This is a genomic window from Paenibacillus gyeongsangnamensis, assembly GCF_027533625.1.
Lineage (GTDB): Bacteria > Bacillota > Bacilli > Paenibacillales > NBRC-103111 > Paenibacillus_G > Paenibacillus_G gyeongsangnamensis.
Window position 1 is genome coordinate 187,423 of the sequence record NZ_JAQAGZ010000002.1, and the last position, 26,656, is coordinate 214,078.

Sequence of the window (26,656 nt, forward strand, 5' to 3'; positions counted from 1 at the left end):
GAGACACCATACTGCCGGCGAAGGTGTCTCTTCTGCTCATTAAAGGAGCAGATGACATGCAGAAGTATGCATTTTTTTTCGATTTCGACGGTACCCTTTACAGCCACTCAACAAAAAGCGTACCCCAAAGCGCGCAAGAAGCCCTTTGCAAGCTTCAGGCCGATGGTCACACAATTATAATCGCAACTGGCAGAGGTCCGAATTCGATGGAATTGATTCAACGCGAATTGGCTTGCTCCTGCGATACGATGATTCTTCTCAACGGACAGCTCGTTTTTCACAAGGGTCGTAAAATCTTCGAACAATTCGTTCCTCAATCAACTCTGCGCGAATTCCTGGGTAAAGCGAGGGAATACGGGTTCGCTTACGGAGGATACTGTGTAAATGGAGAAGTGGTGGATCATATGAACAAGAGGGTCGCCGCGGTCTGGAATGATTTTCATAACCCGATACCGGCCGTGCTCGAGAGATTTGAAGAAAAGTATCCGTTGTATCAGGGGCATCTGTATATCACAAGAGAAGAATCAGACGTTCTGAATGAATATTTGAACGATTATGTCATGAACTGGTCGCATGAATATCTTGTGAATCTAATTTCGAAGGAAGCGGGGAAATCCCGAGGCATCCGCTGGTTGTTAGAACGATATGGAATTCCGAAAGAGCATTCCTTCGCATTCGGTGATGGGTATAACGACAAAGACATGCTGCAGTTCGTCGCACATGGCATCGCAATGGGGAATGCGTTGGACGATCTGAAACAAGTGGCGGAGCATGTTACGGATTCCGTCGACGAAGACGGGATCGCAAATGCGTTATCATTATACAACGTAATATGATCTGATTTTCAAACTGTATTGGCGCTGGCCGAAGGTGGTTTATGCCAATATAAGCCAAGAAGAGCTTTCCGCAGAACAGGTTTCAACCTCAACTTGCCCGTTGTAAGTGCCATAGACGGAAGGTTTCCAATTGGGCACATGAACCAGAAAAATATCCCCCCAGGACAGTGACACATTGCGATTTCCTGCAGCTGACATCACCCTTGGCAACAGGGTCTTTTCCCAAGTTGATGAAGGGAATAACCGCCTCAGCAGCCACGCAGCTCATCTGAAAGTCGGAGTTGAAAACCTCTCCGGTATAAGCATGTTTGGGGCATAGCACGCTTTCTTTAGTTGGAGTGAAATTGATGGGATGGGATGTGCTTTATATCAATGTTGAAGGCTTATTGGAAATATTTTCTATACATTCTTAACCATAAACTTAATGTTCTGATTGAATGTTGGCAGGAAGGGTTATATATTCAAGGAGTAATTCATGATTTATCGAAGTTTTCACCAGTTGAATTTTTTCCATACGCAAAGAAATTTTACTCTGGAAAACCGCTAAACATCGATGACGAATTAAAGTGGAAATACGCATGGCTCCATCATCAGCATAAAAACAAACATCATTGGGAGCATTGGGTGATTAATCCAAATACTAATGAAGCATTGCCAATGCCCAAAAAATATCTCATTGAAATGGTATGTGACTGGCGTTCCTTTTCTAGGAAATGGGGAAGAAAGGTCAATGAATCTACTCTTAACCTTATTGATAAAATCGTGGTGCATCCAGATACAAAAAAAGAACTTGAAAATCTGATGAAGTGAAATCTTTAACAACTATTAAAGGAAGGTTATCCCTCCTATGTTGTTAGTCATTACCAGCTGACGCAAACGTGCCTCCGAAATTCATGAGTGATAATAAAGTATTGCTGTTTCAAAAGGTTTGTTGCACTAACGGATGTAGAGGGAGTTGAATGAAATGTACCGTAATGCCGCGAAGCGTTTGGTCCGGAATTCACGTGAGGATTAGGCTGAACCCGCGTACCTGAGTGCGATAGATCCTCCTGAACCACTATCCAAAGTGGATCGGGAGGCTTTTTTCCATCTGCGATGAGCCCGGCTCCTTTTGGATATTTTTCCTTATAAATTTTTCGGAGCTTAGTTTCCCGGCTCATTCCCAAGATAATCCTATCAGCTTCCCGCCGCATTTCCCGGTCATGTCTCATGTAACCGGAACGCTCCCACTATAAACTGAAAAGTGTAAGAGAAATAATCTGTTGGAGGTTATGACCATGACCAAAAAATTAAAAATGATGTTGGCGGCTACACTGCTTACAGCGATCGCCCTTCCCGCATCCGTGAGTGCAAAGCCTGAAGCAAAACCGGCGGCTTTTTCGGCAAAGGCGGGATCGATATTTGCAGCGAAGCCCGAGGCAAAGCCGGAAATGTGATAATCGCTCAAAACATATTAGAAATGGAGAATAGTGAGAATCATGTTAAAGCTCAACAAACAAAAACAAAGTACAGTATTATTCCTTTTGCTCGCAAGCAGTCTTGCATTTAGCGGAATTGCGAATGCCTTTGGCGAGACCCCGCCTGCAGGTGTAAAGATTAAGGAATTCAGTCTGCTCGATACGGCAACTGACGTTGTCGGTTCGGCAGATTTCACACCGGAAGGTAATAAGGATGGTCACTTCAAGTTGATGCTGAGCCTGGCTCAAAAGACGGTGATTAATTCCGTTGTCCTTCGTTCCACTGATGATTTCGGTAAAGATAATTACCAGGACGTATGGAGAACAAACCGCGCGACTACGGGGTGGCTGCTCGGAATTGTGCAAGACAAAACAATTACGACACCGAACGGCACTACCCATGAAAATAGTGATCATCAATCCGGGTTTTCGCAAGGATGTAAAAGACCCTGTCGGCGAATTCGAAGGCGAGCTTGCCTTCGACCTTTATGCGAGCGACAACGGCACTATCAAGGAAACTCAAGCTTATGTGTTGGAAATCCAAACGCCACATGGAACAGTCGTCTCCAAGCCTATTAAATATAAGAAGCCGATGACTGCGGAAGGGACTTCGACAACGGCACCTGCACCAAGCCCTGCTCCTGCTCCTGCTCCTGCTCCTGCTCCGGCACCAACACCGACTCCGACGCCGGCACCATCTCCTGCACCGGCGGAGGGTCCGACGATCCGCGTGTTTTTCAAAGGACAGGAGTTGTCTTTTAGCGACGCTAAACCGGTCATCAAGGATGGTTCCACGTTGGTTCCTTTCCGAAAGCTATTCGAAACTCTTGGCTTTACGGTAAAATGGATCGATACCGGTGCGACCCAACAGGCGATCGGCACGAAGGACGGCCTCACCATCGAATTAACGATCAACGGCACCACCGCGAAAGTAAACGGAAATCCCGTTGGCATGGAAGTCCCTGCACAGATCATTAACGGAAGTACCCTAGTCCCTCTACGCTTTGTGGCGGAGAACACCGGCTACAAAGTCTCTTACTCCACCGACGGTAACGTAGCGAAAATCCAGATCGTCGATGCCGGAGTGGTCACAAGCCCTGCACCGACGCCGGGACCGACTCCTGTACCTGCACCAACGCCGGAACCTGAACCGACACCGACGCCCGTACCCTCTGTAGAGGAATTAGAGCCATACGTTGTCAAGGGCTATTTACGTAACGCGCAGGGCAACCTAATTCCTGGAGTTACGATATATGCGGATAACCAATTGTTTTATGATAGCAACATAGGAGGGGTGACCGATGAGAATGGTTATTATCGGATCGAATTGTCTCACATTCCCACGAGCTGGATTATGTCTACAACTTTCTCCCGTGAATATAACGGGAAAGAGCAGAGATTTTACTTAAGGTCTGACGTCGATCAACCATTCGCCGGGAGTTCAGGGGCTATTCGCAATTTTACCTTGAAGGATATTGTAGGGCATATTGAAATCCATCCTGATTTTTGGTCGTTTGACGATAGTTTGCCAACATTCCAAATGAATGACTTGGAAGTTACACTTCCACCTGTTGGACAATTATTTGACGGAAGCGCCGGAAAAATAATAACGACACACGCAGATGTACTCCCAACAGGAGGTCACGGAGTGAATAAAATACTGCTCGGCCGATACAAAATATCCGCTATATGGAAGCCGGAGGGTCACGCTCCAATGCCTATGCTGTTACGAATTAAAGGTACTGGTAAATTTGTTCAGTCTCTCGAATTCGATTTCCATAATCCATTGGGAGCACCTTCCATCTATATAAATGAGTTTGAAGCCAAGCTCGACAGTCAAAAATGAAAATATAACTGCAAAATATGCACAGCCTCTCTTATTTAGGGAGGCTGCCTTTATTTGTACATTGATGAGGTACTTTATAGAAGTCTTACTTACTCCACATTAGATTCCGGGGTTAACTGGTACAAACATATATTAGTATGTTGCTCTAAAGCGGCAAAAGCAGTTTGTTGAGCTATCGTACCGAGGGAGTTGAGCGACTGCCACTTTTAGGTACGATACGGTTGTCCGCATTGTCTATATCGGCAAGTTTTAAAGAAAACATCCCCATACTCTCAGGAGTCGGGGTTCCTCTTTCGCCGAAGATTCGAAAATATGGGGATGTAGGAGAGAAAGGCATCATGGCGTCGAACTGAATAACGCAACTCAAGCTATCTCCTGATGGAAGACGGTATTCCATCAGGACATTAAAGGCTGTTTCTGCATCAACCACTTTCCACTCGGCGATCGCAATCGACTCAGTGCTCGGATTAATAAAGGATTGTCGATAATCATGAAACTCGGCGAGAATCGGAGCCTTCTCTGTACCGACCGATTCGTGCTTCTCCCATCACGCGGATTGGTTCACTACCGATCACCTTCGTCACGCATGTCAGCCGAAGAAAACGCATGAAATTGCTGCCCGACCAGCCCGTGAAGCTATCGGTTATGGGATAAAGATAATAGCGGTCGCCGAACTTCGCAAGTTCCGGGTCGGCGAATTGCCTCGGCAACGCCTGATGGTCGTCGCCAAGGTTGGGACCTGAATTTTACCGAATTACACGCGATGCTGTGAGTCTGCGAAATTAGGAGTTGCCGTTGAATTTCGAAGAAATGGTGTCTTTAGCCAAAGCTATCGGGGCGATTCCTGCATATATTTCATCGGGAACCGCTATATACAACTTAGAACGTTATATCACCAATCATGAAGAGATCTTCTCCTCCCCGGACGGCTTTGCCAAAAAATGTTCACCCCTTCTCGGTAGCAGTTCTGTTGCAACCATAACTCCAAAAATAATAAGCACTGAGCCGCCGATCTGCGGCCAAGTCACAGGTGTCCCGAGCAAAACAAACCCGACAAGCATTGCAACGAATGGCTGCAAATTCAAAAAAATCGCCGCTTGGGATGCACCGATTTCTTTGATCTCCCGATTCCAAAGAAGTCCGCACACTCCTTGCATCAACAATGCTGTCGCGATGGCAAGAAACCAAGCCCAAAGTGGCGCGTGTGATATGGCGGATACCGGCTCCACGAAGGTAGCGGCTATGATTTGCATAGCACAACCTATGATAGTTGAGTACATGGTTGCGCTGAACGGATTGATACGCTCCGTCAACCTCCTCATCATAATAATGGAAGCGGCAAAGGTCAGCATAGCGATAAAGATCAGCCACATCCCAGGTGTAATCCGGAACGGCTTACCCACTCCCACCACGCAATAAACCCCTAGCACCGCAAGGACTGCACCAACGGCTACCCGTTTGGTCAGCGGCTCCCTAAGAAATAACCACGCGAGAATTACGGTTGTAATAGGTGCAAGAGACATGATTAAGGAGGCTGTCGTCCCATCTACCGTCTTCATCCCGGTAAAAAAGGCAGTTTGATTTGCAAGCGTTCCTATTAAGCCTAAAGGAATTAAGAGTTTCCAATCCGACAGATGCAGCCGAAAGGAGCTCCTCGAAAGCAGTACGTATCCAATTAAAAATAAAGATGTAAAAGAGAGTCGGATAGCCGAAAGCAGCATGGGCGAAAACTGCTTCACTAAAATAGCCCCGAATACAAAGTTGCTACCCCAGAAAAAAATACACACAGTGAGCAGCAAATACGATTTCAATTTCATCTGGTGGTCCAGTCCTCCCAGTTCAAGAAATGCTATCCTCAAGTTTACGACGATTGAGCCCAAGGTTCAATATACAAATCCTATACACAACAGAAAAAAGAATGCTTAGATGTGACGAGGGAATGCAAGGACTTAGACCCGTTGAGACATTTTCACCGGCTAGAAGATGCGTGCTTCTGGGCACGCTAAACATAAAAAAAGGCCGCTATATAACGACCTTGCACATTTTCTTATCTTCCGACGTTTGGTCGGTTCTTTTCCGGCTATTCCGGTCGGACAGATCCAGCCCATGACAAAAATAAAGCCAATACCAGTTTTATGACACGTCAATCTTCTTCTGCTCGATCAACCAATTCACGGATTCCCTAACGGCCTCCATTGAGGAATACCGGGGCTCATAGCCTAGCAACCGCCGCGCTTTCTCGATGCTGCAGCTGGGGCTATGGGCGATGTGGTCATAAACGGTGCGTGCCTCGCCATTGCCAAGGGAGTGCTTCATCGACTCGAAAGGCTCGAAGCGGAGTACCGCTTCATGGCCGAACCAAGACGCTGCCGTTTCCGCATATCCCCGAAGCGAGACGGCAGCGGGCGAGACGACATGGAAGCTGTGCCCGACCGCTTGGCTCCAGCATTGGGAAGCCTTAATGAATGCCTGGGCGACATCCTCCGCATGCACATGATGGACAGTTTCCATGCCCAGGTTGGGAATAGAGATTTCCTTGCCTGCAGCCAGTCTGGCGAAGACATCCGGGTTAAAATGGCCGGCGGGATTCAACGGCACCCAGCCCGGCCCTACGATATGCCCCGGATGCAGCACGGTAGCGGGAAAACGACCCTTTCTCGCCTTGTCCAGCAAATAAGCTTCAATCTTCGCCTTGCGGATGCCGTAATCGCCGAAGGGCCGCCGCGGCTGCTCCTCTGTAACCGGCACGGTCACGCTCGGCCCATGCACCCAGATCGTCCCGCAGCTGAGATAATGGTGCACCTCACCCTCCAGCGCTTCCGTTACCTGCTGAGCGCTTTCCAGAGTAAAGCAGATCAGATCGATGATGACATCCCCTTGAAGCTCGCGAATGCGTTGCCCGAACGAGCCGTCGGCCTCCGCCTTATCCCGGTCCAATGGAACGCGCCGGACTTCGTTCCAGGCCGGATCGGGCCTATACGGCTGCCTCTCGCCCCGGCTCACTTCGATAACTTCGTGTCCCAAACGGACCAAAGCTGGTACCAAATAAGTACCGATATGACCGCTGCCGCCAATAACAATGTATCGCACCAGGAATGGCTCCTTTTTATATCATATAGTCTATACTAAGTCATTCGAACTCTCTTAATTATAAAATCAAAAGCAATTTCATGTAAGAGCTAACGGAAAGATAACTAAATTACATTAGGGTAAGTGTTCTGAGAAAATTCAATTAAACTATTTTAGATCATCATAGAACTTTCGAGAGTGAGGAGAATTATGTTGGTGTCAAAAAAGCCATGGAACTTACCTTGAGGGTCATATTCCGAATCAAGCCCTGTCTCCAACCATTGTAAATTATTACAATCAAATATGGATCATAAAGAGCTAATGAAAGATTATAATGATTTCATTTCAGAAACATTGAAAAAAGTCTATAAAATATAAATAAAATCCATGATTCAATAATTCACTTCGCAGAACCTGTATTCTGCGAAGTAAAAGGAAAGCATTTTTCCTTCGACGATCGGGCGACCTCTTCTGTTCATGGGTTAGATAAAGGCGGTACTTGAAGGCAACTAGCATATTCCGGTCAAGCTAAAATTGCTGCTTTGGATCCGCTACATCCGATCGTTTCCGGTAGTCGCCAAAGGTTAGTTCTAATATCTCGGATACTAACACTATAACTTCCCTCAGAATCCACTGCACGGCAAAGGTAGAAAACCATTAGAACTAGGTTGGATTTTAGTGGATGCAATCAACGAATAGAATCCACGGCTCGAAGATCCAAGTAAGGAGAAAAATAGCCCTTTCGCTTCCCGGTAGGAAGTCGGAAGGGCATATTTTGTGTTACGGTACATTTTAGCGGCGAGTGAAGCGATTGCCCTTTAGTAAGACAACGTATTGACCGGGGCGGCGAACATTTGCTTCATTACGAGTCCCGCAGCCATACCGGCGGCGTCGGGCCGACGATCTTTATAAACGAGACGAACATTCCGGCAATGAAACGGAATGTTACGGATCAAATGTTTTTCAATCGCGGGTACGAACACAACCCCTGCATCCTCGACGATTTGCCCGGTCAAAAGCACATGGTCGGGATTCATGAACGTCCTGATGTAGTCGGCAATCCTTCGATGACGACTTTTTCTTGAAGCATCCGATTGACGATATTGGTAATTGTCTGCTGCGTCAACCCTGTCTTGTAAGCCAGCTCGACTCTGGAAATGGAGCCGGCGTTATATATGAGATGCAGCACCTTCTGCTGGTTCATATGCTTCATCAGCTGTTGGCTCGTTGTATTTTCAAACATCCATTCATAAAAACCTTTCATCGCGTATTTAAAGGACATTATCCAAGATCGAGAACGATGCCTGTCTTGTCATCCGATATTTTCAGCCTTGGATACTTCGAACAGTCCGGGTCGCCTTGCTCCATTCGAACCAAATTGGCAACGTAGGTGTCGAGGCTTTGGCTGTCAATGTCAGCAAGCATCTTTGTCCACGTTTCGTCCGGATTTACGTCAGCCAAGCAGTGAAACAAGCCATCCGTTATGGCATATAGCCTCGTCAGCCTTGCGCGGCTAAGACGGCCCGCTTCCAGGTAACGGCTTAGTCCCGGTTCGCCGTTCAGTACGGCATAACCTTCGCAGGTATTCGCTTTTCTCCTATTTTCACAGAGCGTAGGATATACATATTCACGGATTTTTGCCGGATCCGTTATTCCCTGGACTATCGCTTCCCTGCGCTTTTGCAGCGTAATCCGGTCGGCATGCGCCACTTGGTCATGCGTTACCCGTCTATATGTTCCGTCCATGTATTTGGCAAACAGCATGCAATCCCCAGCCTGGACAAAATCGATGTAAGTATCATTCACCCGGAATAATACAAAAGCAGCGCTCCACAATTGCCGTTTATCGGCGATATCGACTCCCGCCTCCAGCATGCTTTTGCGGAGCGTATCGTTCGCCTGGGTGACCACCTCCTCCAAACGGGCGGCTAACGGGACCTGTTGAAATGTTGAGGCCAATATATGTGCTGCAATATAACCGCCTGTATGCCCGGATGCATTACGGTAGTCCGTTAGTGATGTTGCTCCGTCCGCTACGCCGTAGACGTTGTCCTTACTATTTACGATCAGGGCGTCCTCGTTCAAGCATCCGCTCCCTTGCACAGAACAAACCTGTATCATTCAAACCAGCTCCATTCTATGGATTGCTCAGTTCCTTAATCACCTTATGCGTGGTACGGAAAGCTTTCAGTTCATGCAGCGTCCGGTAGCCTTGCTTCCTTACAGCTTGAAAACTTCGATCGGCATAATATAAAGCGGAATATCCGATTGCATTTGCTATATACCGAATTCTTCGAATGTGAAACGAGTTGGAGATGAGCATGCAAGTTTTGAACCCATGAAACTCCATTATTTTTTTGCAGTTGTAAATATTTTGAATCGTATCCATGGCCTCTTGATCCAGAAGGATTGTTCCTCTTGAACGCCGTTTCGTACCAAGTAATCTTTCATGATAACCGCTTCCGACCTTGCGGAAGAGACCGCTCCGCCGGTTAATATAATTTTTTCAAAAGGATGCGAACGATACAGCTCCAGTGCTACCAACAACCTTTCCTCCAATAGCGGGTGGATTCGGTCATTGTCACATTGAAAGCCAAGGACGATCATCACGTCCGCCCCTTCCTTCCGCAAAGGCGCCGTATGGATCCAGAGCATAAACAGAAAAAGCAGAACCGTGAGGCCTATTACGAGATAAATCAGTAAAGTCATACAGCAACATCCTATCAAAGAATAATAAGAAAAACTAGCCTTTTACTCCGGAAGTCATCGTTCCTTCAATAATGTACCTTTGGTTAAACAAGTAGACCACGATCAGCGGCAGAATCGTAATGACGGAACCGGCGAGAAGCAAGTTCCAATTTGTGCTGTACTCCGATTGAAATTGAGACAGCCCCAGCGTCAGCGTCCGAAGACCGGGTGATTGAATATAAAGCACCGGACGAAGCACTTCGTTCCAGTTGTTCATGAAGGCGATAATGAACAGCGTAGCCAGTGACGGCTTCGCCAACGGGAGAAATACACTCCCGTAGACCCGGTATGGAGAGCAACCGTCGATTATGGCCGCTTCTTCCAGGCTGGCAGGGACGCTTAAGAAAAATTCGCGCAGCATAAATGTTCCGAACGCTCCTGCCAGCAGAGACGGAACGATGAGCGGCGCATAGGTGTTAAGCCAGCCGAGCTTGGAGAAGAGCAGAAATTCGGGGATGATCGTCACCTCCATCGGAATCATCAAGGTCGCAACGAGCAGCGAGAAGATCCAGCTTTTTCCCGGAAAGGACATTCGCGCAAACGCAAATGCGGCAAGCGAACAGGTAAGAAGCTGTCCAAGAGACGCCGTCGTCGAAATCAATGCGCTGTTCCCCAAATAACGGAGAAAAATTCGGAAATGGACGAAAGCGTTCTGGTATATAAAATACGATAGCGTCGTTGTAGCCTGATAAGGCCCTCCCTTGGTCATCGCATAGGTGATGTCGAACGTATGAAACGATTCGATGATCGTGATGATCACTACGAAAAAGATCGTCGGTGTAAGCATCGGTATGGTCACGAAAAAAAACGACATAACCGGGCCTGCACCATCCATCTTCGCGGCTTCCTTCAAATCACCCGGTATATGCCCGACCTTGCGGATATTATCTATAGCAAACGAACCATCCACCCACATCGCCGCTTTGCCGAGCGGGAACACATCCTCCTGCTTGATTCCTTTCATTTCCTTCGGCGTCGGGGAAACTTTATACTTCACGGTAAGATCTATCAAAAACTTGAGCGTTTCCTTGCCGTTTTCATTGACGGCAAACTGGGTCTTGTCCGGATTCAGAATGTCGCCGTCATTTTGATACAGCCAAGGCTCAATTTGCGCATAGCGTCCGAACAACCAGAAGCCCCATTGATCCGTCTTGCCGTCGCCGTTCGTATCCAGCGTCAGCTTCTTGGCCGCATTCATTCCAATGAAGAAACATCGGTCATGTTCTTGTTACACTCATGGCCGGTTCGTTTGCTGCATGCCGTGGCTAGGCAGAGCCTCGATATCGCCACGGATATCGAGGCCTCCCATGAATCTCCTCGCGGTCCCGTCGATCACAGCCATCCCGCACATGCCGTGATGCCGCTTCGTCCAGTGCGGGTTACCCCTTCATGCAGGTTGTTGTTGAACGACCAGATGCTGAGATAAGGATCGACGGTAACCAATGGTACTGCAGGCGGTCTTAACGCTGTCAATAGGTTTACCTCCGCAGGATTAGGCCAGGTTAATGGCTCTAATGGCTTTCAAATCGACCTTCGGCTTTCTGTCTTCCGTGAGAAGGCCGTTGATTTCCTGCTGTACATCGGTCGTCTGGGTATAGCAGTAGCCGCAAACATAAGGGACATCCTTGATCGCTTGCGTAATATCCTTGTATCGCTTCAGGAACGCCTCTTCCGTAGGGACCATGCTGCCGTAGCCCCATCCCTTGTCGGCTTTGAATGCGATGCCTCCGTATTCGCTGATAATAATAGGCTGCCCTTTATATTCATGGCCTTGGGCAAAAGCCAGCTTGTGCTTGCTGAACGAACGCTCGTTGTTTACAATCGGTCCCTTTTCCTTATAGCGCACCGCAAATTGTTCACCGAATTCTTCATAGTCGTGCAGCGTGAGGATGTCGGAAACGGTGTGCTCCCATCCGTCATTTACGACGACCGGCCTTGTCTCGTCCAATGCTTTGGTCAAATGATAAATCGTTTCGGTAAAAGCCTGCTGCTTCCGTTCGGTGTAAATCTGCGGAACCCCCCACGATTCGTTGAACGGAACCCACGTAATAATACACGGATGGTTATAATGCTGACAGACAATGTCGGACCACTCCTGGGTAAACTGATGTACCGCCTGATCCGAAAATTCATAAGATGCCGCCATTTCAGACCAAACGAGCAGCCCCTTCCGGTCACACCAATATAAAAATCTTGCGTCCTCGATTTTTTGGTGCTTTCTTACGCCGTTAAAGCCCATCTCGAGCGTCTTATCGATATCCTCGATGATCGCTTCTTCAGATGGCGGGGTCAGGAGGCTATCCGGCCAGTAGCCCTGATCGAGCAGCAGCCGTTGGTACAGCGGCCGGTTATTTAAATAAATGAAGCCGTTTTCGATGGAAATTTTCCGCATGCCGAAATACGAATGGACCCGGTCCACCAGTGTACTGCCGTCGTACAAAGTAAGTTCGACATCGTACAGGTTCGGTTGGCCCGGCTGCCAGAGCATCACTCTCCATTCATGAATGTCACTCGCAATGTCAAGGCTCAGGCTGATCCGTTCCCGATCCACAAGCGACGACACCTGCTTCACAGGCTTCCCTTGAAACGTAATCGCGGTTTCCACGCGAAGATTTCGTCCGGATGCGCCGTCCACTTGATACTCGAATTTAACCGAGCGGCTATCGATGTCCGGCGTTATTTTCACATGGCGGATGCTGGCGTCGTTCATAAATTCGAGCCATACCGTTTGCCAGATCCCGGTCGTCTGCGTGTACCAGCAGCCGAAATTTTCATTCTTCCATCTCTGTTTGCCTCGAGGTTGGAAGCAGCTGATGCTGTCCTCCGCTTTGACGACAATGCTTTGCTCGCTATGAATATCGTGAAGCGAATCCGTGATATCAAAGGAAAATGCGGCATACCCGCCTGTATGCTGTCCGACAAAACGGCCGTTTACCCAAACCTTAGTCACATAATCCGAAGCCTGAAAATGAAGAATCACCCGCTTGCCCTCATACCGGGCTGGAAGCTTCGGCTTTTTCTGATACCACACGCCCGCATGGTGCGTTTCCTCCCCGATGCCGCTCGCTTTGCTTTCATAGCTGAAAGGGACGATGATTTTACGATCCAGGACCGATCCGTCATACCACATCTGCGATTCGCCGACATTGCCGTCATCGAAACGGAAATCCCATTCCCCATTCAAGTTCATCCATTCGTCTCTTACATATTGCGGTCTTGGATATTCCTGCCGAACCGCTTCCGTATTTGCCATTTTTCTTTTCTCCTCTCTTATCCTTTAATTCCTGTAAAGCTGATGCCTTGGACAATTTGTTTCTCAAAAATCATAAAGGTTACGATCACCGGTATGGATGCAATCGCATTGACCGTCATCGGCGTTACATAGTCCACCGTGTAGTTGGACAGCAGCGTAGGAATGCCAACGGGAAGCGTGAAAAGCTCCTCGCTTGTGATGGACAAGTAAGGCCATAAAAAATTGTTCCATGATCCGATAAAGGTAAAAATCGCAATCGACGCCAGCGCCGGCTTCGCAAGCGGTACGACGATCGTGCTGTAAATCCGGAACAAGCCGCATCCGTCCATTTCCGCGCTTTCAATGACTTCTTTGGGTACGCCGTCGAAGAAGCTTTTTAATATGACGACCCCAAGCGGCGCTGCAATCCCCGGTAAAATAATGCCCATATAGCTGTCCAGCAAATCCATGTCTTTGACTACCGCATATAAAGGAATGATGGTCGCTTCCCCGGGGATCATCAGTCCGGCAATGAAAAACAAAAAGATAGCGTTCTTGTAGGAAAAACGAATCTTTGAGACGGCGAATGCGGCTAAGGAGGTGAACAAGACGGTCAGCACGGTTTTCACGACCGCAATGAACAGACTGTTCCACATCCACCGGAGCATGGGTGTTTTACTCAGCACGTTGGCGTAATTAATGAACGTATACGGCGGAAGAAACCAATCGATCAACGTTTTGATGGGGGTTCCCTCCGTTTTCACAGAGACGAACAGCATCCATATCACCGGGATTAAAAAGCTTACGGCCACGGCGAAGGCCAGGACCAAGCGAACGGTTCTTATCACAGCGGCAGAATTCACCTAGATCTCCTCCTTCGGTTTAAATTTGAGCTGGAAGAAGGCGAGCACGAGTAAAATGATGAACAAAGCATAGGACATGGCCGCTGCATAGCCTAAATCATTGTTTTTGAACCCCGTTTCATAAATGTATTGGATGACCGGCCTTGTTTTCGTTCCGGGTCCCCCTTTGGTGATCAGCCAAATTTGGGCGAATACTTTGTAGGAAGCGATCACCTGCAGGAGCAAAATGACGCGGGTAACGGGCCCGAGAAGCGGCAGAGTCACGTACCGGAACATCTGACCGTCCGTTGCCCCGTCCATTTTTCCCGCATCATACAAATAATCCGGAATGTCCTGCAGGGAGGCCAAAAATAAAATCATATTAAAGCCGACCGTCCACCATAAGGTAACGCCGATAATGGAGACCCATGCGAGCGTATTGTCCGCCAGCCAGAAAGGCTCGGCCTGAATTCCGGCAAGATGAAGAAAAGAATTGATAAAGCCCGTATACGGCCGCAGCATGAAAATCCCCAAGAAGGAAATGACAGATACGGACAGGATGCTCGGAAGAAAAAAGCTTCCTCTGAAAAAGGTGCGAAATTTCGTTTTCATGTTGGCGAACAGCGCTAAAATCAAAGCCAGCACGATCATGCCCGGAGTGGATAAGACAACGAAAAGCGTCGTATTCCACAGCGCCAGCCAAAATTGCGGATCCTTGATCATGGCGGCGTAATTGGCCAATCCCACAAAATCCATCTGCTTGATCAGCGTCCATTGGTAAAGACTCATTTGAAGCCCTTTGAGCATAGGGTAGACCGTGAATAAAACATACACTAGGAAAAAAGGAAGAAGAAAAGGTACGGCCTTGACATTCCCGCTCCACTTCCTGATCTTCATTGCAACACCCCTCTACGTTATCCGGATAAAGCCCGGAAACAGTCTCCGCCCCCGGGCCTTTCGGAGCAAGGTTCAAAAGGTTATTACTTAATGACGGTCTTTACTTCCTCCATCATTTTCTTAAAGGCCTCTTCCGTAGGAACGCTATTGTTCCAGATGGTATCCAGGTTCCGTATGATGACGGTTTTGATCGGCCAGTTGTAAGCTGACTGTTTAGCAAAAGCAACGGTGTTGGCAACGGAAACGTAATCGCTTCGATAAGGAAGCTTTTTGAATTCCGGATCTTCAATCACCTTGGTTTTCGACGGGATATGTCCGGCCTTAGCCCACACTTGGCCGTTATCGGCGATATAATTCATGAAGGCCAGCGCGGCCTTTTGTTTCTTGGGATCAGCCTTCTTTTGAGTCGGCAGGATCAGCGTATGAGAATCTCCCCAGGTCGCCTGCTTATCGAAAAATTTCGGGATCGGCATCGCACCGAATTCCAAATCCTTCGTTTGCTCCATCGTTCCTGTGTTCCATACGCCGGACATGAAGAACCCTGCATTCCCTGCCTGGAATACCTTCGTGAAATCCTCCAGGTTTAATGGAATGACTTGCTGCTTATGATATAAATCCTTTATGTAATTGGCTGCTTTAACGGCTTTTTCCATATCGATTGAAGGTGTTTTCAAATCGTCGGCAATCACGTCCTTCCCGCCGAGTTGATGATACAGCGCCCACCAGAGGCGGAACGGATCGTCTCCCTTGCTCGGGAAAGCGAAGGCCATTTGCTGATTGTTTTGAAGGCTGGACTTCAGCTTCACGGCAAAGTCCACAAACCCTTGTGCGGATTGCTCCATGATCGGTTTGCCGCTGCCGTCAAGCAAACCGGCTTGCTTCAACATTTTTTTGTTATAGAAGAAGATGAAAGGGTGCGTATCGATCGGAACCGCGTAATGCTTCCCGTTCATAATCGTAGAGTTTAATATATTCTGGTTGAAGGAGCTCCAATCCAGGTTTTCCGTTTTGGCCACCGGATCCAGCTCAGTGACGACGCCTTGTTTGATTAATTCAGGAAGCTTGGAGGAATGGGATACACCAATATCGGGTCCGTTGCCGGAGGCTACGCCCGTCATTAGCTTGGTGTAATACTCTGCCCACTCCAGCTTCACGTTCTTCACTTGAATATTAGGATTGGCTTTGTTGAAGGAATCGATCATTTGCTGCATGAAATCTCCGTCACCGCCGCTAAATAGGGACCAGAAAACAAGATCAATCTTCTCGTTCGACGACTGCCCTTTGTCCCCATCGCCGGTCTTCGTGCCGGATGAGTTCCCGCTCGAACATGCGGTAAGGGCAGAGAAAGCAAGAACAGCGGATAAAAACAATGAAAGCCTTTTCGCCAATTTTTACACTCCCCTTCAAAGTGAATTTCCATAAGCTAAACAAACATCATATTTGTTTTATTACAATATTTATGTAGATTATGATAGAAAAATACTTTAAATTATGGAATATGGCAATTATTATTTTAAATAATTTTGGTATTAAAGCGATTATATTAACGCATTCAGATGTTTTATTACAATATTATTGCAACAAATGGCTTTTTAGCCCAAAAAAGAGACTGCCTCAGGCAATCTCCCCCATATCACGTTAATCACTATAGCAAATGGTCATTTTAATATCCTGATCGAAGTCGCCGAATTCTTTTCCAAACAAGTTGACTCCGCCTTTATGAACGGCATCCGATTTAATCCCAATTTTAAAACTAATAAAATCGGCACCCGATATATTCAGGTCCACGAGGGTTACATCGGAAATAGGAACGTCATCTACGGAAGATTTGGACCGATCGACTTTCCATGTCTTCAACATGCCGAATTGCGTGCTGTTCTCAGGCCACCAAGCCGGGTTGAGCCGCCCTTTCCTGCCACCGAAATCCCCCGGACACATCCAGGTGCCGATTTCCGTATCATTGACACAGACCGTAATGTCCGACGGCCAGTCATTATCGTACCTGGGGGCTTCGGAGCAAAGCTCCAAGCTGAACTGCAGGGACTCGATTTCGGCTTTATTGAAGGCTCCAAGCGGAAATTTATATTCAACATACCCTTTTCGAAACCAGATGAGCTGCGCTGTGATTCGATTGGGTTGAAAGAAGCTGGACGGATGGTCCTCAGGAATAATCATCTGAGAGGTGTTTGCCATGCCGCAAGTCGGATGTACCTCGCAATCGACAAAATGTCCGACAGGCATGTCGATTTCGAACTTATTTTTGTTACCTTGAGCATGGGTCTCGGGATTTAAAGCCATGAGCACATCGTCAAAGTTTCTGCTGCATACTTTCATCACTCCCCTGACGCCGGGATGCAATTCAGTGAGTATAAGCCCGGATTTTTCCAATATCCGAATATTGGAAGCCGCTGTAGAGACCGGGATATTCAATGCTTCGGCTATTTCGATGATATTCATATTTCTGTTGTTCAGCAGCTGAAGAATATGGATCCGTACCTCTGATGACAAAGCGTGAGCTACCTTTGCCAGTTCTTCCGGCTTATGAATGGATAATTTGAGCATGATCGCCTCCAAAACAATCGTGGCTTGCGCTTGTAAGAATTATATTAATTTTACTTGTAACCCATGCGCTTGTCCATGTTCATTCAAACCCGCTTCGGTTTTGAGGCAAATATTGGTACTAATGAAAATAACAAAAAATCGGCTGCGGTTGAATCCGTAGCCGATCCCATTGAACAACTAACTCCTCTTCGCTGTGAATTATAATTGCTGAGGTTTAACCATTGCGCTGTTCCTAATACTAAGACATAATAATAAATTGAAATCTTTAAATACACTCCGGCAATCCAAATCACGACCACCAACGATTCCAAATGCTCCAGGAAATCCGCGATGCTGATGAAGCGTGCGGCCTGCATAACGGGAAAAGTAAAGTTGCCCGTTATGTTTCCGAACAGCAACAATGAAAAAAGGCTGGATTGCATGAGCACGAACATCGAAATGATAACGGCAATGACAGCCCACTTTTGCCCTTTCACGGTCTCGCAGATAAGGACATGCTTGGTTTTAAATCGTTTTTGACTGCTGATAAGACGTTGAAGGGAATTAATTAGGAAAGGACGGGCCGAATGCAATCATTCGTCTGTCCTTTCAACGGTTGAACTGATTAATAGATTATTTGGATTGGCAGCAAAAGTAAACGTACATAACTTGTCATACTTTTTGATCTTTTTAAATGTTTGCACCAGAACCAGGTTCGTCGTCTAGAGTGTCTCTTTAATAATTTATTATCCAAAAGTACTGGAATTAGAAAGTGAAGTGAGTATCAAGAAAAGGAGACTATTCGTATTTATCAGCGGTTAAAAGAGAAATACATCCGGGTCTGGACCGAACCGGTGATCTTGGTTCATTTGATCGATCTTTTTCATATCTTCTTCAGAAAGCGTAAAATCGAAGATGTTGGCATTTTCCTGAATGCGTTCTTGGCGAACTGATTTGGGTATGGTGACGACCCCGTGCTGCAGATCCCAACGAAGGACGATTTGTGCAGGAGTTTTCCCATACTTCGCGGCCAGCTCGATAATCTGCGGCAGATCCAGATTACCCTTCATGATCGGACTCCAGGCTTCTAATTGGATTCCCTCACGTTTGCAATATTGGAGAAGCTCTTGCTGGTTGAGCAGAGGATGAAACTCCACTTGATTGACAGCGGGAACCGTGTCGCTATCCTGCTTTAACGATTCCAGATGATGGATTTTGAAGTTACTTACACCAATGGCGCGAATGTACCCGTCCTTTTGTAATTTTTCAAAGGCTCTCCAGGTTTCCTTGAACTTATCTTTGCCGGGCCAGTGAATCAGATAGAGGTCGAAGTATTCGAGATCGAGTTTAAGGCGGCTGTCCTCAAAAGCACGAAGCGTGGATTCGTAGCCTTGATCTTTATTTGCCAGTTTAGTAGTGATGAACAGCTTGTCTCTGGGGATTCCGCTTTGTTTGATAGCGGTGCCCACCCCGGTCTCGTGCGGCCTGCTTATCGAAAATTTGATATGAATATATCCACCGGGAGATATAACATCCAACGATTATCGGTGTGTGTGGTTTGGATTCCAATTGTGAAAAAGTAGGTTGGTAAGTCGGCTGCTGGTCAATAAGTACATAGCATTTTATAACAGAACGCTACCAATAGGCATTAAAAAAGATGACTCCTGATGAATACAGAAGGCATCTTTAGTGGCTTGATTCAGAATCCTTTTCAAAATCGTCCAAATATAGGTCACAGTTCAAATTTTAGGAGAGTTTTGCAAATATAATATTTGTTTATTCGACAATACAGATAACTGGGGGATTATGCAAAAATTCAATGAAATTTCTTGAATCGCCTTGTACTTCTTGACCTTCAGGTGTTGCCATTCCTTGATTGAGGGCATCTAAATTTTCAAATTCAATCTCAACAACCAAATACAGTTTTAAATTGGTATTATGGGAACCCGTTACACGATGAGTAGAGACGTTCCTCACTTTCGGAATTTTCTGCACGAGTGGAATATGAACGTCAAAGTAATATTTCTCAAAAGCTTCTTGGTTTTTCGGTTGTTCGTAAAGAACTATCATTTTGGCCATAATATGATTTCTCCTTTTAATCATCTACTTTAAAAAAACTTCAAAATGCTCTTTACAATACCTCTTTTAACAATTCTACCATTCTTGAGGGCTCTTCTCTTTTTGTGTAGTCCGGGTCTACACTCGCAAACCGGATTTTTCCTGATCGATCAATAACATAGGTTGCCGGAACAGGGAGTTCCCATGTATCATTTCCGTTATGTCCTGGAATATCAAGGCCGAACCCTTTATAAATTTCAATAATGTAATCCGGCAGTTTGAATACTAAATTATAGTTCCCAGCGACGATTCCATCTGGATCACTTAATACAAGAAACTCCAGCTCGTTCTTTTCTTTCATCGTAAGAGAAGCATCAGGGGTTTGAGGACTAACTGCAATCAATTGTCCGCCTGTTGCCTTGATATCTTTAAGTACTCGTTGGTATGCATTTAACTCAAGGTTACAATACGGGCACCATGCGCCTCGATAGAAGGTTAAGATCACAGGCCCTTTTTTCAATTCTTCATATAGGGAAATGGAAGCGCCTGTCGCATCTTTTAAGGTAAAATCAGGCGCTTGTTCACCAACCGTCAATCCTTTCGCAATATTCGATTCGGACAATTCTTTGGTTGCTTGTTCCATGAGTTTTTGGGTTTCGATCGGAGCTTTTTTTCTAAAATTGTCCTGATATTGCTGAATTTCATCGAGTAATTTTGTTGTCATCATTTTTTACCTCCAGCCTGTTTGTCCAAATATTTGTACCTACCGGTTGGTACAACTCGTAGTTTATCATACCGTTTTATTATGAGCAAGAAATAAATTGCCCATAAATTGCTTATACTCATTAAGAAAGATTAAACTGCAATCGAATCATATCGACTACATTCTTTAAAATTTGAATGTCTTTTTGATTCTTCATTAATAAAATACCTCCTTGAACCATCGATGCAATTGCTTCGGCACTTTTTCTCGTATCGACATTTGAATTTAATTGGTTTTGTTCAATCATTTCTGCTAGTGAATTGTCAATTGCTTCAATCCAACGTGTGAGAAAATGTTGAATCTTTGATCGAAAAGTTTCATCGTGCTCACTCATTTCAATAGCTAAATTACCTATAGGACATCCAAGTTTTTCTTGCATTCCTGAATGGTACGCAATCACCCAATCAAGCATTTTATTTATTTTCGATTTGGGGTCATCTTTGGATTGGAGAGTATTTGTAATAAGTGGATTGGTCATATTTTGAATGATATATTCAACAACAGCTAACCCCAGATCATATTTAGATGCAAAATAATGATAAAATTGACCTTTTCCAATATTGGAAGCATCAAGAATATCGCTGATAGATGTTGGTTGATAACCTTTAGAATGTATAATTTCTGTCGCTATTGAGATAATTTCTTGCTTTTTAGACATTATAACACACCATATACCTTTCATTTTTATTTGTACAAATCAATAATTTATTACAATGTTCCGTCTTTTATTATAAGATTTGTTGTCAATACGACGGATACGATAGCGGAATAAATTGATGGCAGTTAAACATTATTCATCAAAGTTCAAACTGGTATATTCATTGCTTCGCAGATATCCGGGTCTACATCAAATTATGATAGTAAGCTTATGATTCAACTACCCTAATCACGTTGATAAGTCTTGCAGGTCATATCCCTTTTCGTGTTTTCCTGTAAGATATGCGTTTACGCATAGGTTTCCCCGTTTTGTGGGTGGGCCACCCAACACCTCCGCCACCTCTGGTTTACGTATTGTTCCGGGCTGGACTTTGCCTGCAAGCCCTTCGGATTCCCCTCACGGGAGACACCCTGCCAGTCCTTCCCCATATGGAGTAATTTGTTCCCGTAACCCGAAATATCGCCGGTGCTCCGTGACGGGGGGCGGTCAATCTTGTTTTCCAGACCAAGCTGTCTTTTTAGGGGACAACGTCAACAGGTTGATTATTTCATTTTTTCCGTATAACTGCAACAGCAAGCAGTAATAACGGAAATAAAATACCAATAATTGGCGCAAATGCTGTATAAGCCTGTAAAAATTCGAACGAATAGGCGACATTGGGACGCGTAACAAGGGCGAAAACGACCAGAATAGCACCCACCGGCAGCGTCAATAACCGGTAATCTTTCAATTCCAGCACTTGGGCGATACCTATTATGGAGATATAGTAAAAAACCGTCACCCTATAATAAGTGGAGATAAACCAGATTGTCGCTACAAGCACTTCGATCCGTTCCACAAATTTGCCGACGCTTATTTTTTTGGCTAATACGTAAGGGGGGAATAAATTGTTCGACGTCATCTCCGCTCCAAGTACCATAATGCACAAAAAGGTAATAACGAACAATATGAGGCCGGCAGCGAATACTCCTTCGAATAACGCTTTTCCCATTCGATCGGGCCGATTCAAATGATCGACAAGGATTAAAAATATAATGGGTTCCAGGAAGGGGTAACTGATATACGTAAGGCTTGCTCCCACCAGCGGTTTCATTCCGGTCTCGAAAACAGGCTGAATGTTCTCGACTTTCATGTCTGGGGTAAGGAATAATACCAAAATCAGAAAAAATAATACGAATGCCGGAAAAAACACTTCTGCAGACCGGGCCAAAGTTTCGATTCCCGCTCTCGCTCCTATGACGGCAATGACCATAAAGATGATAAGAACCGATTCAATAGGTGTTTCCGGCAGCATTTGCGTTGTGATGAAATCTCCGATAAAGCGCAGCGACAGTCCGGACAGATTGACCGGAAACATGATAAGAAATATAAGAGAAACGAATTTGCCCAAGCCTCTTCCAAGGATTTCTTCGATTCCATAAATAAATGACTTACCGGGAAAGCGCCTCCCTAACGCCGTATATAAAGGAATCACTAATAATCCCGCTAATATCGGTATGATCGCTGCAATCCAGGCATCTTGTTTTGCCTGTTTGGCTATTCCGGACGGCAGAAGTAAGATTGCAGTGCCGATGATACACATTGTAATCAGCAATGACAACTGACGGGACGATATTTTGCCATTGTCCAGCATGATCTCACCTCAAATAAAGTATGGGATTTTTCAGCTAAATTACGTCAAGTACTTCATGAGATTGTCGACGAATGGCTTAAATATATAAATCACGGCATCCAAGGGATTAGGGATTTTCACATGCATGCTCTGAGCTAAACTTAGCCCTGTAGCGAAAAGGTGAAGTATGGAAAATATCCAAAACTCTTTCATAAGATGTCTTTTTCTTAGGGTTCGTCCTTCGATGATAAAAATAACAGCGGCTCCCGCCAATATTCCCGCACCTGTCCACATAGCCGTTCATTCCTTAGTCTTTTCAATAATGGAATTAATTATTGTCCCCATACGTCGAATCTTGATATCCAGCTTCATATTTACTGGAAGGTCGGCAAATTGTTCATCCCAATTTTTTTTTAATCTTGCCCAAGCTTTCGGCTCAGAACGATGGATCGCCTCGCCAAAACCATAAATGTCAACTTTATAAGTTTTTTGCACTTTATCTAGCGACATTTGAATAATGTTGCGCAACCTTTTTTTGCTATTATTTTCCAATTGAACGAACGTCTCCTGTTTAGTGAGATCAATCTTACATTGTACTTCCGCTACATTCAGTTCCATTCGGATCAATACATCGATTTGGGGCTTCCCGTCTACTAGCTTCCCCTTGACGTCTGTTTTTGTGTTAAACACCTCCATGGAAATTTCCCCTCCTTTAGGGCACGACACTAACCCGATCGTACTTCTTACTTTGTTTTGAATATAATTGTATCCTTTACTTTCGTTTTCATTTAACCAACCGATCAATCTATCTTTTTTAAACACGGCTAATCCCGCATAGGCTAATTTTGTTGGTATACTAATTGTCTGCAAGTTATTTACGGATTGTCCTATTTCTTGATTTCCTTTTATTTCAACGGCACTTAACACGGGATGTTTGCCCTGTCTCATTAAGTCATTCAACAATTCATCCAATGTCACCGTAGTCTCCGGAGCCCACTGATTTTGCGCGGTTTCGAGGGAAGCATACAAATGATTAGCAGGGATCTTTTCAATGCTGGTCAGTATTTTCAGAACATCCTCTGCTGTGCTCCCTTTCGAGACGACGATGAAGAAATCGGTCCGCAGCTCGCGGCCTCTTGATACCAAATCCAGTGTTTTAGCAATTCCATCTCTTGCCAAAGCTTCGCCAAACACGAGAATGCGCATATGGGACAGATACATTTTTCTCGGACTGATCGTTGTCATTTTTCTAAGCGCTTCAATCACTGTTTTGCCGGTTGCCGTATACATCGTTACAGGAGCACGGTTTGCGCCGGCTCCTTTTTGTTCGGCAATCTGCGTTGGATCGACAACTTGAACTGATACCTTGTATTGTGTGCCTGCTTTATCGATTCCAAGAGCTACAACGATTGCAAGTTCATTCAATTCCCGGCGGTTCCAGCAACCGGTGGTTACCAGGAGCAAGACCGCGCATAAGAACAAAGTAACAACCGGCTTCATACGTTACAGTCCTTTTTTGGCGGGTTTCGGATTTCGTCCGCGAACCAAATTTTTTTGGACGATCGAACTGGGACGGGAAAACAATCCCCATCGAGGCAGGCGAAATACCGTATCTTTCAGATCAGCCACGTTAACGGGCCCGATTGGGCTCATATAGGGGACACCGAAAGAACGTAAACGGCAAAGATGAAGGACAAGCCAGAAGATCCCGACAAAAAAACCGTATAATCCGAAAGACGCCGCCATTCCCATTAAAGCAAAACGAATCATTCTCACGGAAATGGATAAGTTGAATGACGGAACGACGAAACTCGCAATCCCAGTAAGGGAAACGACGATAACCATTGCCGCCGATACGATCCCTGCATGCACTGCCGTTTCTCCAATGACCAAAGTCCCTACAATGGATACCGCTTGTCCTACTGCTCTGGGAAGTCTTAAACTAGCCTCGCGCAAGATTTCAAAGGTCACTTCCATCATGAGAGCTTCGACGAAAGCGGGAAAAGGTATACCTTCCCTCTGCGCCGCCAAACTGATCAGCAGCTGCGTCGGAATCATTTCCTGATGAACCGTGGTGATGGCTATATAAAGAGACGGCCCTGCCAAGGCGATAAAAAAGCAAAAAAAGCGGAGGAAGCGCAGCAGACTGGCAATATCCGCACGTTGGTAATAGTCCTCCGATGACTGGAAAAATTGAACAAACAAAGCGGGAACCATCAAAACAAACGGTGTGCCGTCGACCAATATGGCCACACGTCCCTCCAACAATCCGGCGGCCAAAACATCAGGCCGTTCCGTATTGAATATGGTGGGAAAGGGAGAGTATGACTCATCCTGAATCATTTCCTCAATATATCCGCTCTCTAAAACGGCATCGAGATCAATTCGGTTCAGGCGTTTACGTACTTCTTCAACAACATTGTCTTGCGCTATTCCTTTAATGTACGCAATAGTCACATCAGTTTTAGTAATTTTCCCTATTTTCATGCTTTCTAACCAAAGATTTGTATTTCTTATTTTCCTGCGAATTAACGACGTATTGGTGCGCAAATTTTCCGTAAAACTTTCCCTTGGGCCGCGTACTGTGGTTTCCACGCTAGGTTCCGTCACTCCGCGGTTTTCCCCGCCGAACATTCCAACGGCATAACTGTGCGGATATCCGTCTACCAAAATGATCGCTTTGCCCGATAAGAGGGAGGTGAACAAAGTATCAAAATCCATTACATCTTGAATATCCCCTACCGCAAGAACGGAATCTTTCAGAAACTGTAAAGGGTTTTGTGCGGAGAATATTTTTGTGCCATAATCATTCTTTTGAATATCCAGCATTAAAGATTCCAGGATAAAGTTTTGAAGTGCGTTGAGATCAATCAAACCGTCTGTATAGAGAATGGCGGCTTGAAGCTGTCTATCGTCGCCGATCCGAATCTCTCTTACAACGATGTCGCTGCTATTGCCAAAAACGCTTTTTACCTTTTCAATATTTTGCTGCAAGCTTGCTTTTATCGGCTCTGGATTTGTTGTTGGGGTACCGCTATGGTCAATAGGGTGGCGTGTAGACCATTTTTTGAATATGCTTTTCATAAAATCCATGGCACTTTCCCCTTATAACAAGATGTTATTTTTTATCGTTTCCAAATAATGAAGATATTATCTTATGAATCACCGGAGGAGTTAGTTCCAAAGGGATATTTACGAACGGCGCGGCGTATTTCAATCTCATCCAATGTTCAGTCCGAGCGGATTGTAGGGCGTACGCCAACATTTTAACCAAAATATACTCCAAGGATATTTAGGCGCTTCAACAGCGGATTTTTCCTACAAGCGTATAAAACAGTCAAAATGTTGGCGCTACCCAAGCTCAAAGAAATCGCATAATCCATAAACTTGTATAAAGACTCTTTAAGGACTCCTTTTACTCTAACATACTTCATCGCTTTAATATTACATAGTAATTTTCATGCGATGGGTACACCAGTTTGGGCCGGAATTAGACAAGCGAATTCGTCCCTTTCTGAAGCCTACTAACGATTCCTACCGAACGGATGAAACCTACATCAAAGTCAAAGGACAATGGAAATATCTTTACAGGGCAATGGATTCAAAAGGAAACACGATTGATTTCATGCTGTCTGAAAATCGAGATGCTCCCGCGGCTAGACGATTTTTCAAGAAAGCGTTGACTTCACCTCACAATCAATTGCCGCGCGTGATCACCGTCGATAAAAACCCAGCTTACCCTACCGCAGTCCAGCAATTGAAGGACGAGAAAGCTATGAATCAAGAAACATTACTACGACAACAGAAATATCTAAACAATATTATTGAACAAGATCATCGATTCATAAAGAAAGTCATTAAACCAATGCTGGGATTCAAGTCTTTCAGTACTGCAGAGAAAACAATTGCCGGAATTGAAGTCATGCATATGATAAAGAAAGGACAGGTCGAATGCATTCATTCGTCTGTCCTTTCTGCAGTACAATTAATCAATAAAATGTTTGGTTTAACAGCATAGTCAAAAACAATATGGCGCTGTTTTTGATCCATTTTAATAGTTGCACCAAAACCAATTATTTTATCCTCGACCAATTTAA

23 protein-coding genes and 3 pseudogenes are annotated in these 26,656 nt (G+C 45.4%); 5 read left to right on the forward strand and 21 right to left on the reverse strand.

Annotation, left to right across the window (positions count from 1 at the left end; translation table 11 throughout):
- Positions 1 to 56: 56 nt before the first annotated feature.
- From O9H85_RS03880 to O9H85_RS03895, 4 genes are all read left to right on the forward strand, one after another.
- The gene (locus O9H85_RS03880) at positions 57 to 836 is read left to right on the forward strand and encodes an HAD family hydrolase (RefSeq protein WP_269879984.1); all 780 of its coding nucleotides are present in this window, start codon (positions 57 to 59) and stop codon (positions 834 to 836) included.
- 372 nt (positions 837 to 1,208) lie between these two features.
- Positions 1,209 to 1,646, forward strand: a complete 438-nt coding sequence (locus O9H85_RS03885) for a DUF5662 family protein (protein WP_269879985.1) — start codon at positions 1,209 to 1,211, stop codon at positions 1,644 to 1,646.
- A gap of 467 nt (positions 1,647 to 2,113) precedes the next feature.
- Positions 2,114 to 2,272, forward strand: coding sequence for a hypothetical protein (locus O9H85_RS03890; protein WP_269879986.1), 159 nt, complete (start codon positions 2,114 to 2,116; stop codon positions 2,270 to 2,272).
- A gap of 421 nt (positions 2,273 to 2,693) precedes the next feature.
- Positions 2,694 to 4,139, forward strand: coding sequence for a stalk domain-containing protein (locus tag O9H85_RS03895; RefSeq protein WP_269879987.1), 1,446 nt, complete (start codon positions 2,694 to 2,696; stop codon positions 4,137 to 4,139).
- Positions 4,140 to 5,038: 899 nt separating this feature from the next.
- On the opposite strand, the gene O9H85_RS03900 is transcribed toward O9H85_RS03895, so the two are convergent.
- From O9H85_RS03900 to O9H85_RS04000, 21 genes and pseudogenes are all read right to left on the reverse strand, one after another.
- Positions 5,039 to 5,956, reverse strand: coding sequence for a DMT family transporter (locus tag O9H85_RS03900; RefSeq protein ID WP_269879988.1), 918 nt, complete (start codon positions 5,954 to 5,956; stop codon positions 5,039 to 5,041).
- Positions 5,957 to 6,272: 316 nt separating this feature from the next.
- Complete coding sequence (locus tag O9H85_RS03905; RefSeq protein WP_269879989.1) at positions 6,273 to 7,229, reverse strand: NAD-dependent epimerase/dehydratase family protein; 957 nt, start codon at positions 7,227 to 7,229, stop codon at positions 6,273 to 6,275.
- Positions 7,230 to 8,026: 797 nt separating this feature from the next.
- Positions 8,027 to 8,245 (reverse strand): hypothetical protein, encoded by a 219-nt coding sequence (locus O9H85_RS03910; RefSeq protein ID WP_269879991.1) that lies wholly within the window; start codon positions 8,243 to 8,245, stop codon positions 8,027 to 8,029.
- Entirely contained in the window at positions 8,242 to 8,421 is a 180-nt protein-coding gene (locus O9H85_RS03915; RefSeq protein ID WP_269879992.1) for a MarR family transcriptional regulator, read from the reverse strand. Before O9H85_RS03915 ends, O9H85_RS03910 begins: the two co-directional genes overlap by 4 nt.
- A 68-nt stretch (positions 8,422 to 8,489) precedes the next feature.
- A complete protein-coding gene (locus O9H85_RS03920) occupies positions 8,490 to 9,293 on the reverse strand; it encodes a protein phosphatase 2C domain-containing protein (RefSeq protein ID WP_269879993.1) in 804 nt (267 codons plus the stop codon).
- A 52-nt stretch (positions 9,294 to 9,345) separates the two neighbouring features.
- Positions 9,346 to 9,917 (reverse strand): annotated as a pseudogene (locus O9H85_RS37645) (YdcF family protein).
- A 34-nt stretch (positions 9,918 to 9,951) separates the two neighbouring features.
- On the reverse strand, positions 9,952 to 11,154 hold the full coding sequence (locus O9H85_RS03930) for an ABC transporter permease subunit (RefSeq protein ID WP_269879995.1): 1,203 nt from the start codon (positions 11,152 to 11,154) through the stop codon (positions 9,952 to 9,954).
- Positions 11,155 to 11,288: 134 nt separating this feature from the next.
- Positions 11,289 to 11,429: a DUF4964 domain-containing protein gene (locus O9H85_RS03935; RefSeq protein ID WP_269879996.1), complete on the reverse strand. Its 141-nt coding sequence runs from the start codon at positions 11,427 to 11,429 to the stop codon at positions 11,289 to 11,291.
- 19 nt (positions 11,430 to 11,448) lie between these two features.
- Complete coding sequence (locus tag O9H85_RS03940; protein ID WP_269879997.1) at positions 11,449 to 13,209, reverse strand: glycoside hydrolase family 2 protein; 1,761 nt, start codon at positions 13,207 to 13,209, stop codon at positions 11,449 to 11,451.
- Between the two features lie 17 nt (positions 13,210 to 13,226).
- Positions 13,227 to 14,051: a carbohydrate ABC transporter permease gene (locus tag O9H85_RS03945; RefSeq protein ID WP_269879998.1), complete on the reverse strand. Its 825-nt coding sequence runs from the start codon at positions 14,049 to 14,051 to the stop codon at positions 13,227 to 13,229.
- Positions 14,052 to 14,927, reverse strand: coding sequence for a carbohydrate ABC transporter permease (locus O9H85_RS03950; protein ID WP_269879999.1), 876 nt, complete (start codon positions 14,925 to 14,927; stop codon positions 14,052 to 14,054).
- An 83-nt stretch (positions 14,928 to 15,010) separates the two neighbouring features.
- Complete coding sequence (locus tag O9H85_RS03955) at positions 15,011 to 16,315, reverse strand: ABC transporter substrate-binding protein (protein ID WP_269880000.1); 1,305 nt, start codon at positions 16,313 to 16,315, stop codon at positions 15,011 to 15,013.
- Positions 16,316 to 16,565: 250 nt separating this feature from the next.
- On the reverse strand, positions 16,566 to 17,489 hold the full coding sequence (locus tag O9H85_RS03960; RefSeq protein WP_269880001.1) for an ArsR/SmtB family transcription factor: 924 nt from the start codon (positions 17,487 to 17,489) through the stop codon (positions 16,566 to 16,568).
- A gap of 83 nt (positions 17,490 to 17,572) precedes the next feature.
- Positions 17,573 to 18,061: a GerAB/ArcD/ProY family transporter gene (locus O9H85_RS03965; RefSeq protein WP_269880002.1), complete on the reverse strand. Its 489-nt coding sequence runs from the start codon at positions 18,059 to 18,061 to the stop codon at positions 17,573 to 17,575.
- Between the two features lie 225 nt (positions 18,062 to 18,286).
- Positions 18,287 to 18,985: pseudogene (locus O9H85_RS03970) on the reverse strand (aldo/keto reductase); the annotation flags it as partial.
- A gap of 259 nt (positions 18,986 to 19,244) precedes the next feature.
- The gene (locus O9H85_RS03975) at positions 19,245 to 19,547 is read right to left on the reverse strand and encodes an EthD family reductase (protein ID WP_269880003.1); all 303 of its coding nucleotides are present in this window, start codon (positions 19,545 to 19,547) and stop codon (positions 19,245 to 19,247) included.
- 52 nt (positions 19,548 to 19,599) lie between these two features.
- Positions 19,600 to 20,253 (reverse strand): peroxiredoxin-like family protein, encoded by a 654-nt coding sequence (locus O9H85_RS03980; RefSeq protein ID WP_333474156.1) that lies wholly within the window; start codon positions 20,251 to 20,253, stop codon positions 19,600 to 19,602.
- Positions 20,254 to 20,371: 118 nt separating this feature from the next.
- Entirely contained in the window at positions 20,372 to 20,947 is a 576-nt protein-coding gene (locus O9H85_RS03985; RefSeq protein WP_269880004.1) for a TetR/AcrR family transcriptional regulator, read from the reverse strand.
- 547 nt (positions 20,948 to 21,494) lie between these two features.
- The gene (locus tag O9H85_RS03990; RefSeq protein ID WP_269880005.1) at positions 21,495 to 22,580 is read right to left on the reverse strand and encodes a GerAB/ArcD/ProY family transporter; all 1,086 of its coding nucleotides are present in this window, start codon (positions 22,578 to 22,580) and stop codon (positions 21,495 to 21,497) included.
- A gap of 279 nt (positions 22,581 to 22,859) precedes the next feature.
- Positions 22,860 to 24,059, reverse strand: a complete 1,200-nt coding sequence (locus O9H85_RS03995) for a Ger(x)C family spore germination protein (RefSeq protein ID WP_269880006.1) — start codon at positions 24,057 to 24,059, stop codon at positions 22,860 to 22,862.
- Between the two features lie 3 nt (positions 24,060 to 24,062).
- On the reverse strand, positions 24,063 to 25,643 hold the full coding sequence (locus O9H85_RS04000) for a spore germination protein (protein ID WP_409348099.1): 1,581 nt from the start codon (positions 25,641 to 25,643) through the stop codon (positions 24,063 to 24,065).
- Positions 25,644 to 26,019: 376 nt separating this feature from the next.
- Between O9H85_RS04000 and O9H85_RS04005 the strand changes: the two are divergent.
- A pseudogene (locus O9H85_RS04005) lies at positions 26,020 to 26,577 on the forward strand (IS6 family transposase); the annotation flags it as partial.
- Positions 26,578 to 26,656 lie beyond the last annotated feature (79 nt).

What these genes read in the sequence shown, in the direction of transcription:
- O9H85_RS03880 (WP_269879984.1), top strand. Translation starts at nt 57, where the DNA reads ATGCAGAAGTATGCATTTTTTTTCGATTTCGACGGTACCCTTTACAGC.
- O9H85_RS03885 (WP_269879985.1), top strand. Translation starts at nt 1,209, where the DNA reads ATGTTGAAGGCTTATTGGAAATATTTTCTATACATTCTTAACCATAAA.
- O9H85_RS03890 (WP_269879986.1), top strand. Translation starts at nt 2,114, where the DNA reads ATGACCAAAAAATTAAAAATGATGTTGGCGGCTACACTGCTTACAGCG.
- O9H85_RS03895 (WP_269879987.1), top strand. Translation starts at nt 2,694, where the DNA reads ATGAAAATAGTGATCATCAATCCGGGTTTTCGCAAGGATGTAAAAGAC.
- O9H85_RS03900 (WP_269879988.1), bottom strand. Translation starts at nt 5,956, where the DNA reads ATGAAATTGAAATCGTATTTGCTGCTCACTGTGTGTATTTTTTTCTGG.
- O9H85_RS03910 (WP_269879991.1), bottom strand. Translation starts at nt 8,245, where the DNA reads ATGAATCCCGACCATGTGCTTTTGACCGGGCAAATCGTCGAGGATGCA.
- O9H85_RS03915 (WP_269879992.1), bottom strand. Translation starts at nt 8,421, where the DNA reads ATGAAGCATATGAACCAGCAGAAGGTGCTGCATCTCATATATAACGCC.
- O9H85_RS03930 (WP_269879995.1), bottom strand. Translation starts at nt 11,154, where the DNA reads ATGAATGCGGCCAAGAAGCTGACGCTGGATACGAACGGCGACGGCAAG.
- O9H85_RS03940 (WP_269879997.1), bottom strand. Translation starts at nt 13,209, where the DNA reads ATGGCAAATACGGAAGCGGTTCGGCAGGAATATCCAAGACCGCAATAT.
- O9H85_RS03950 (WP_269879999.1), bottom strand. Translation starts at nt 14,927, where the DNA reads ATGAAGATCAGGAAGTGGAGCGGGAATGTCAAGGCCGTACCTTTTCTT.
- O9H85_RS03960 (WP_269880001.1), bottom strand. Translation starts at nt 17,489, where the DNA reads ATGCTCAAATTATCCATTCATAAGCCGGAAGAACTGGCAAAGGTAGCT.
- O9H85_RS03975 (WP_269880003.1), bottom strand. Translation starts at nt 19,547, where the DNA reads ATGGCCAAAATGATAGTTCTTTACGAACAACCGAAAAACCAAGAAGCT.
- O9H85_RS03980 (WP_333474156.1), bottom strand. Translation starts at nt 20,253, where the DNA reads ATGATGACAACAAAATTACTCGATGAAATTCAGCAATATCAGGACAAT.
- O9H85_RS03985 (WP_269880004.1), bottom strand. Translation starts at nt 20,947, where the DNA reads ATGTCTAAAAAGCAAGAAATTATCTCAATAGCGACAGAAATTATACAT.
- O9H85_RS03990 (WP_269880005.1), bottom strand. Translation starts at nt 22,580, where the DNA reads ATGCTGGACAATGGCAAAATATCGTCCCGTCAGTTGTCATTGCTGATT.
- O9H85_RS03995 (WP_269880006.1), bottom strand. Translation starts at nt 24,059, where the DNA reads ATGAAGCCGGTTGTTACTTTGTTCTTATGCGCGGTCTTGCTCCTGGTA.
- O9H85_RS04000 (WP_409348099.1), bottom strand. Translation starts at nt 25,643, where the DNA reads ATGAAAAGCATATTCAAAAAATGGTCTACACGCCACCCTATTGACCAT.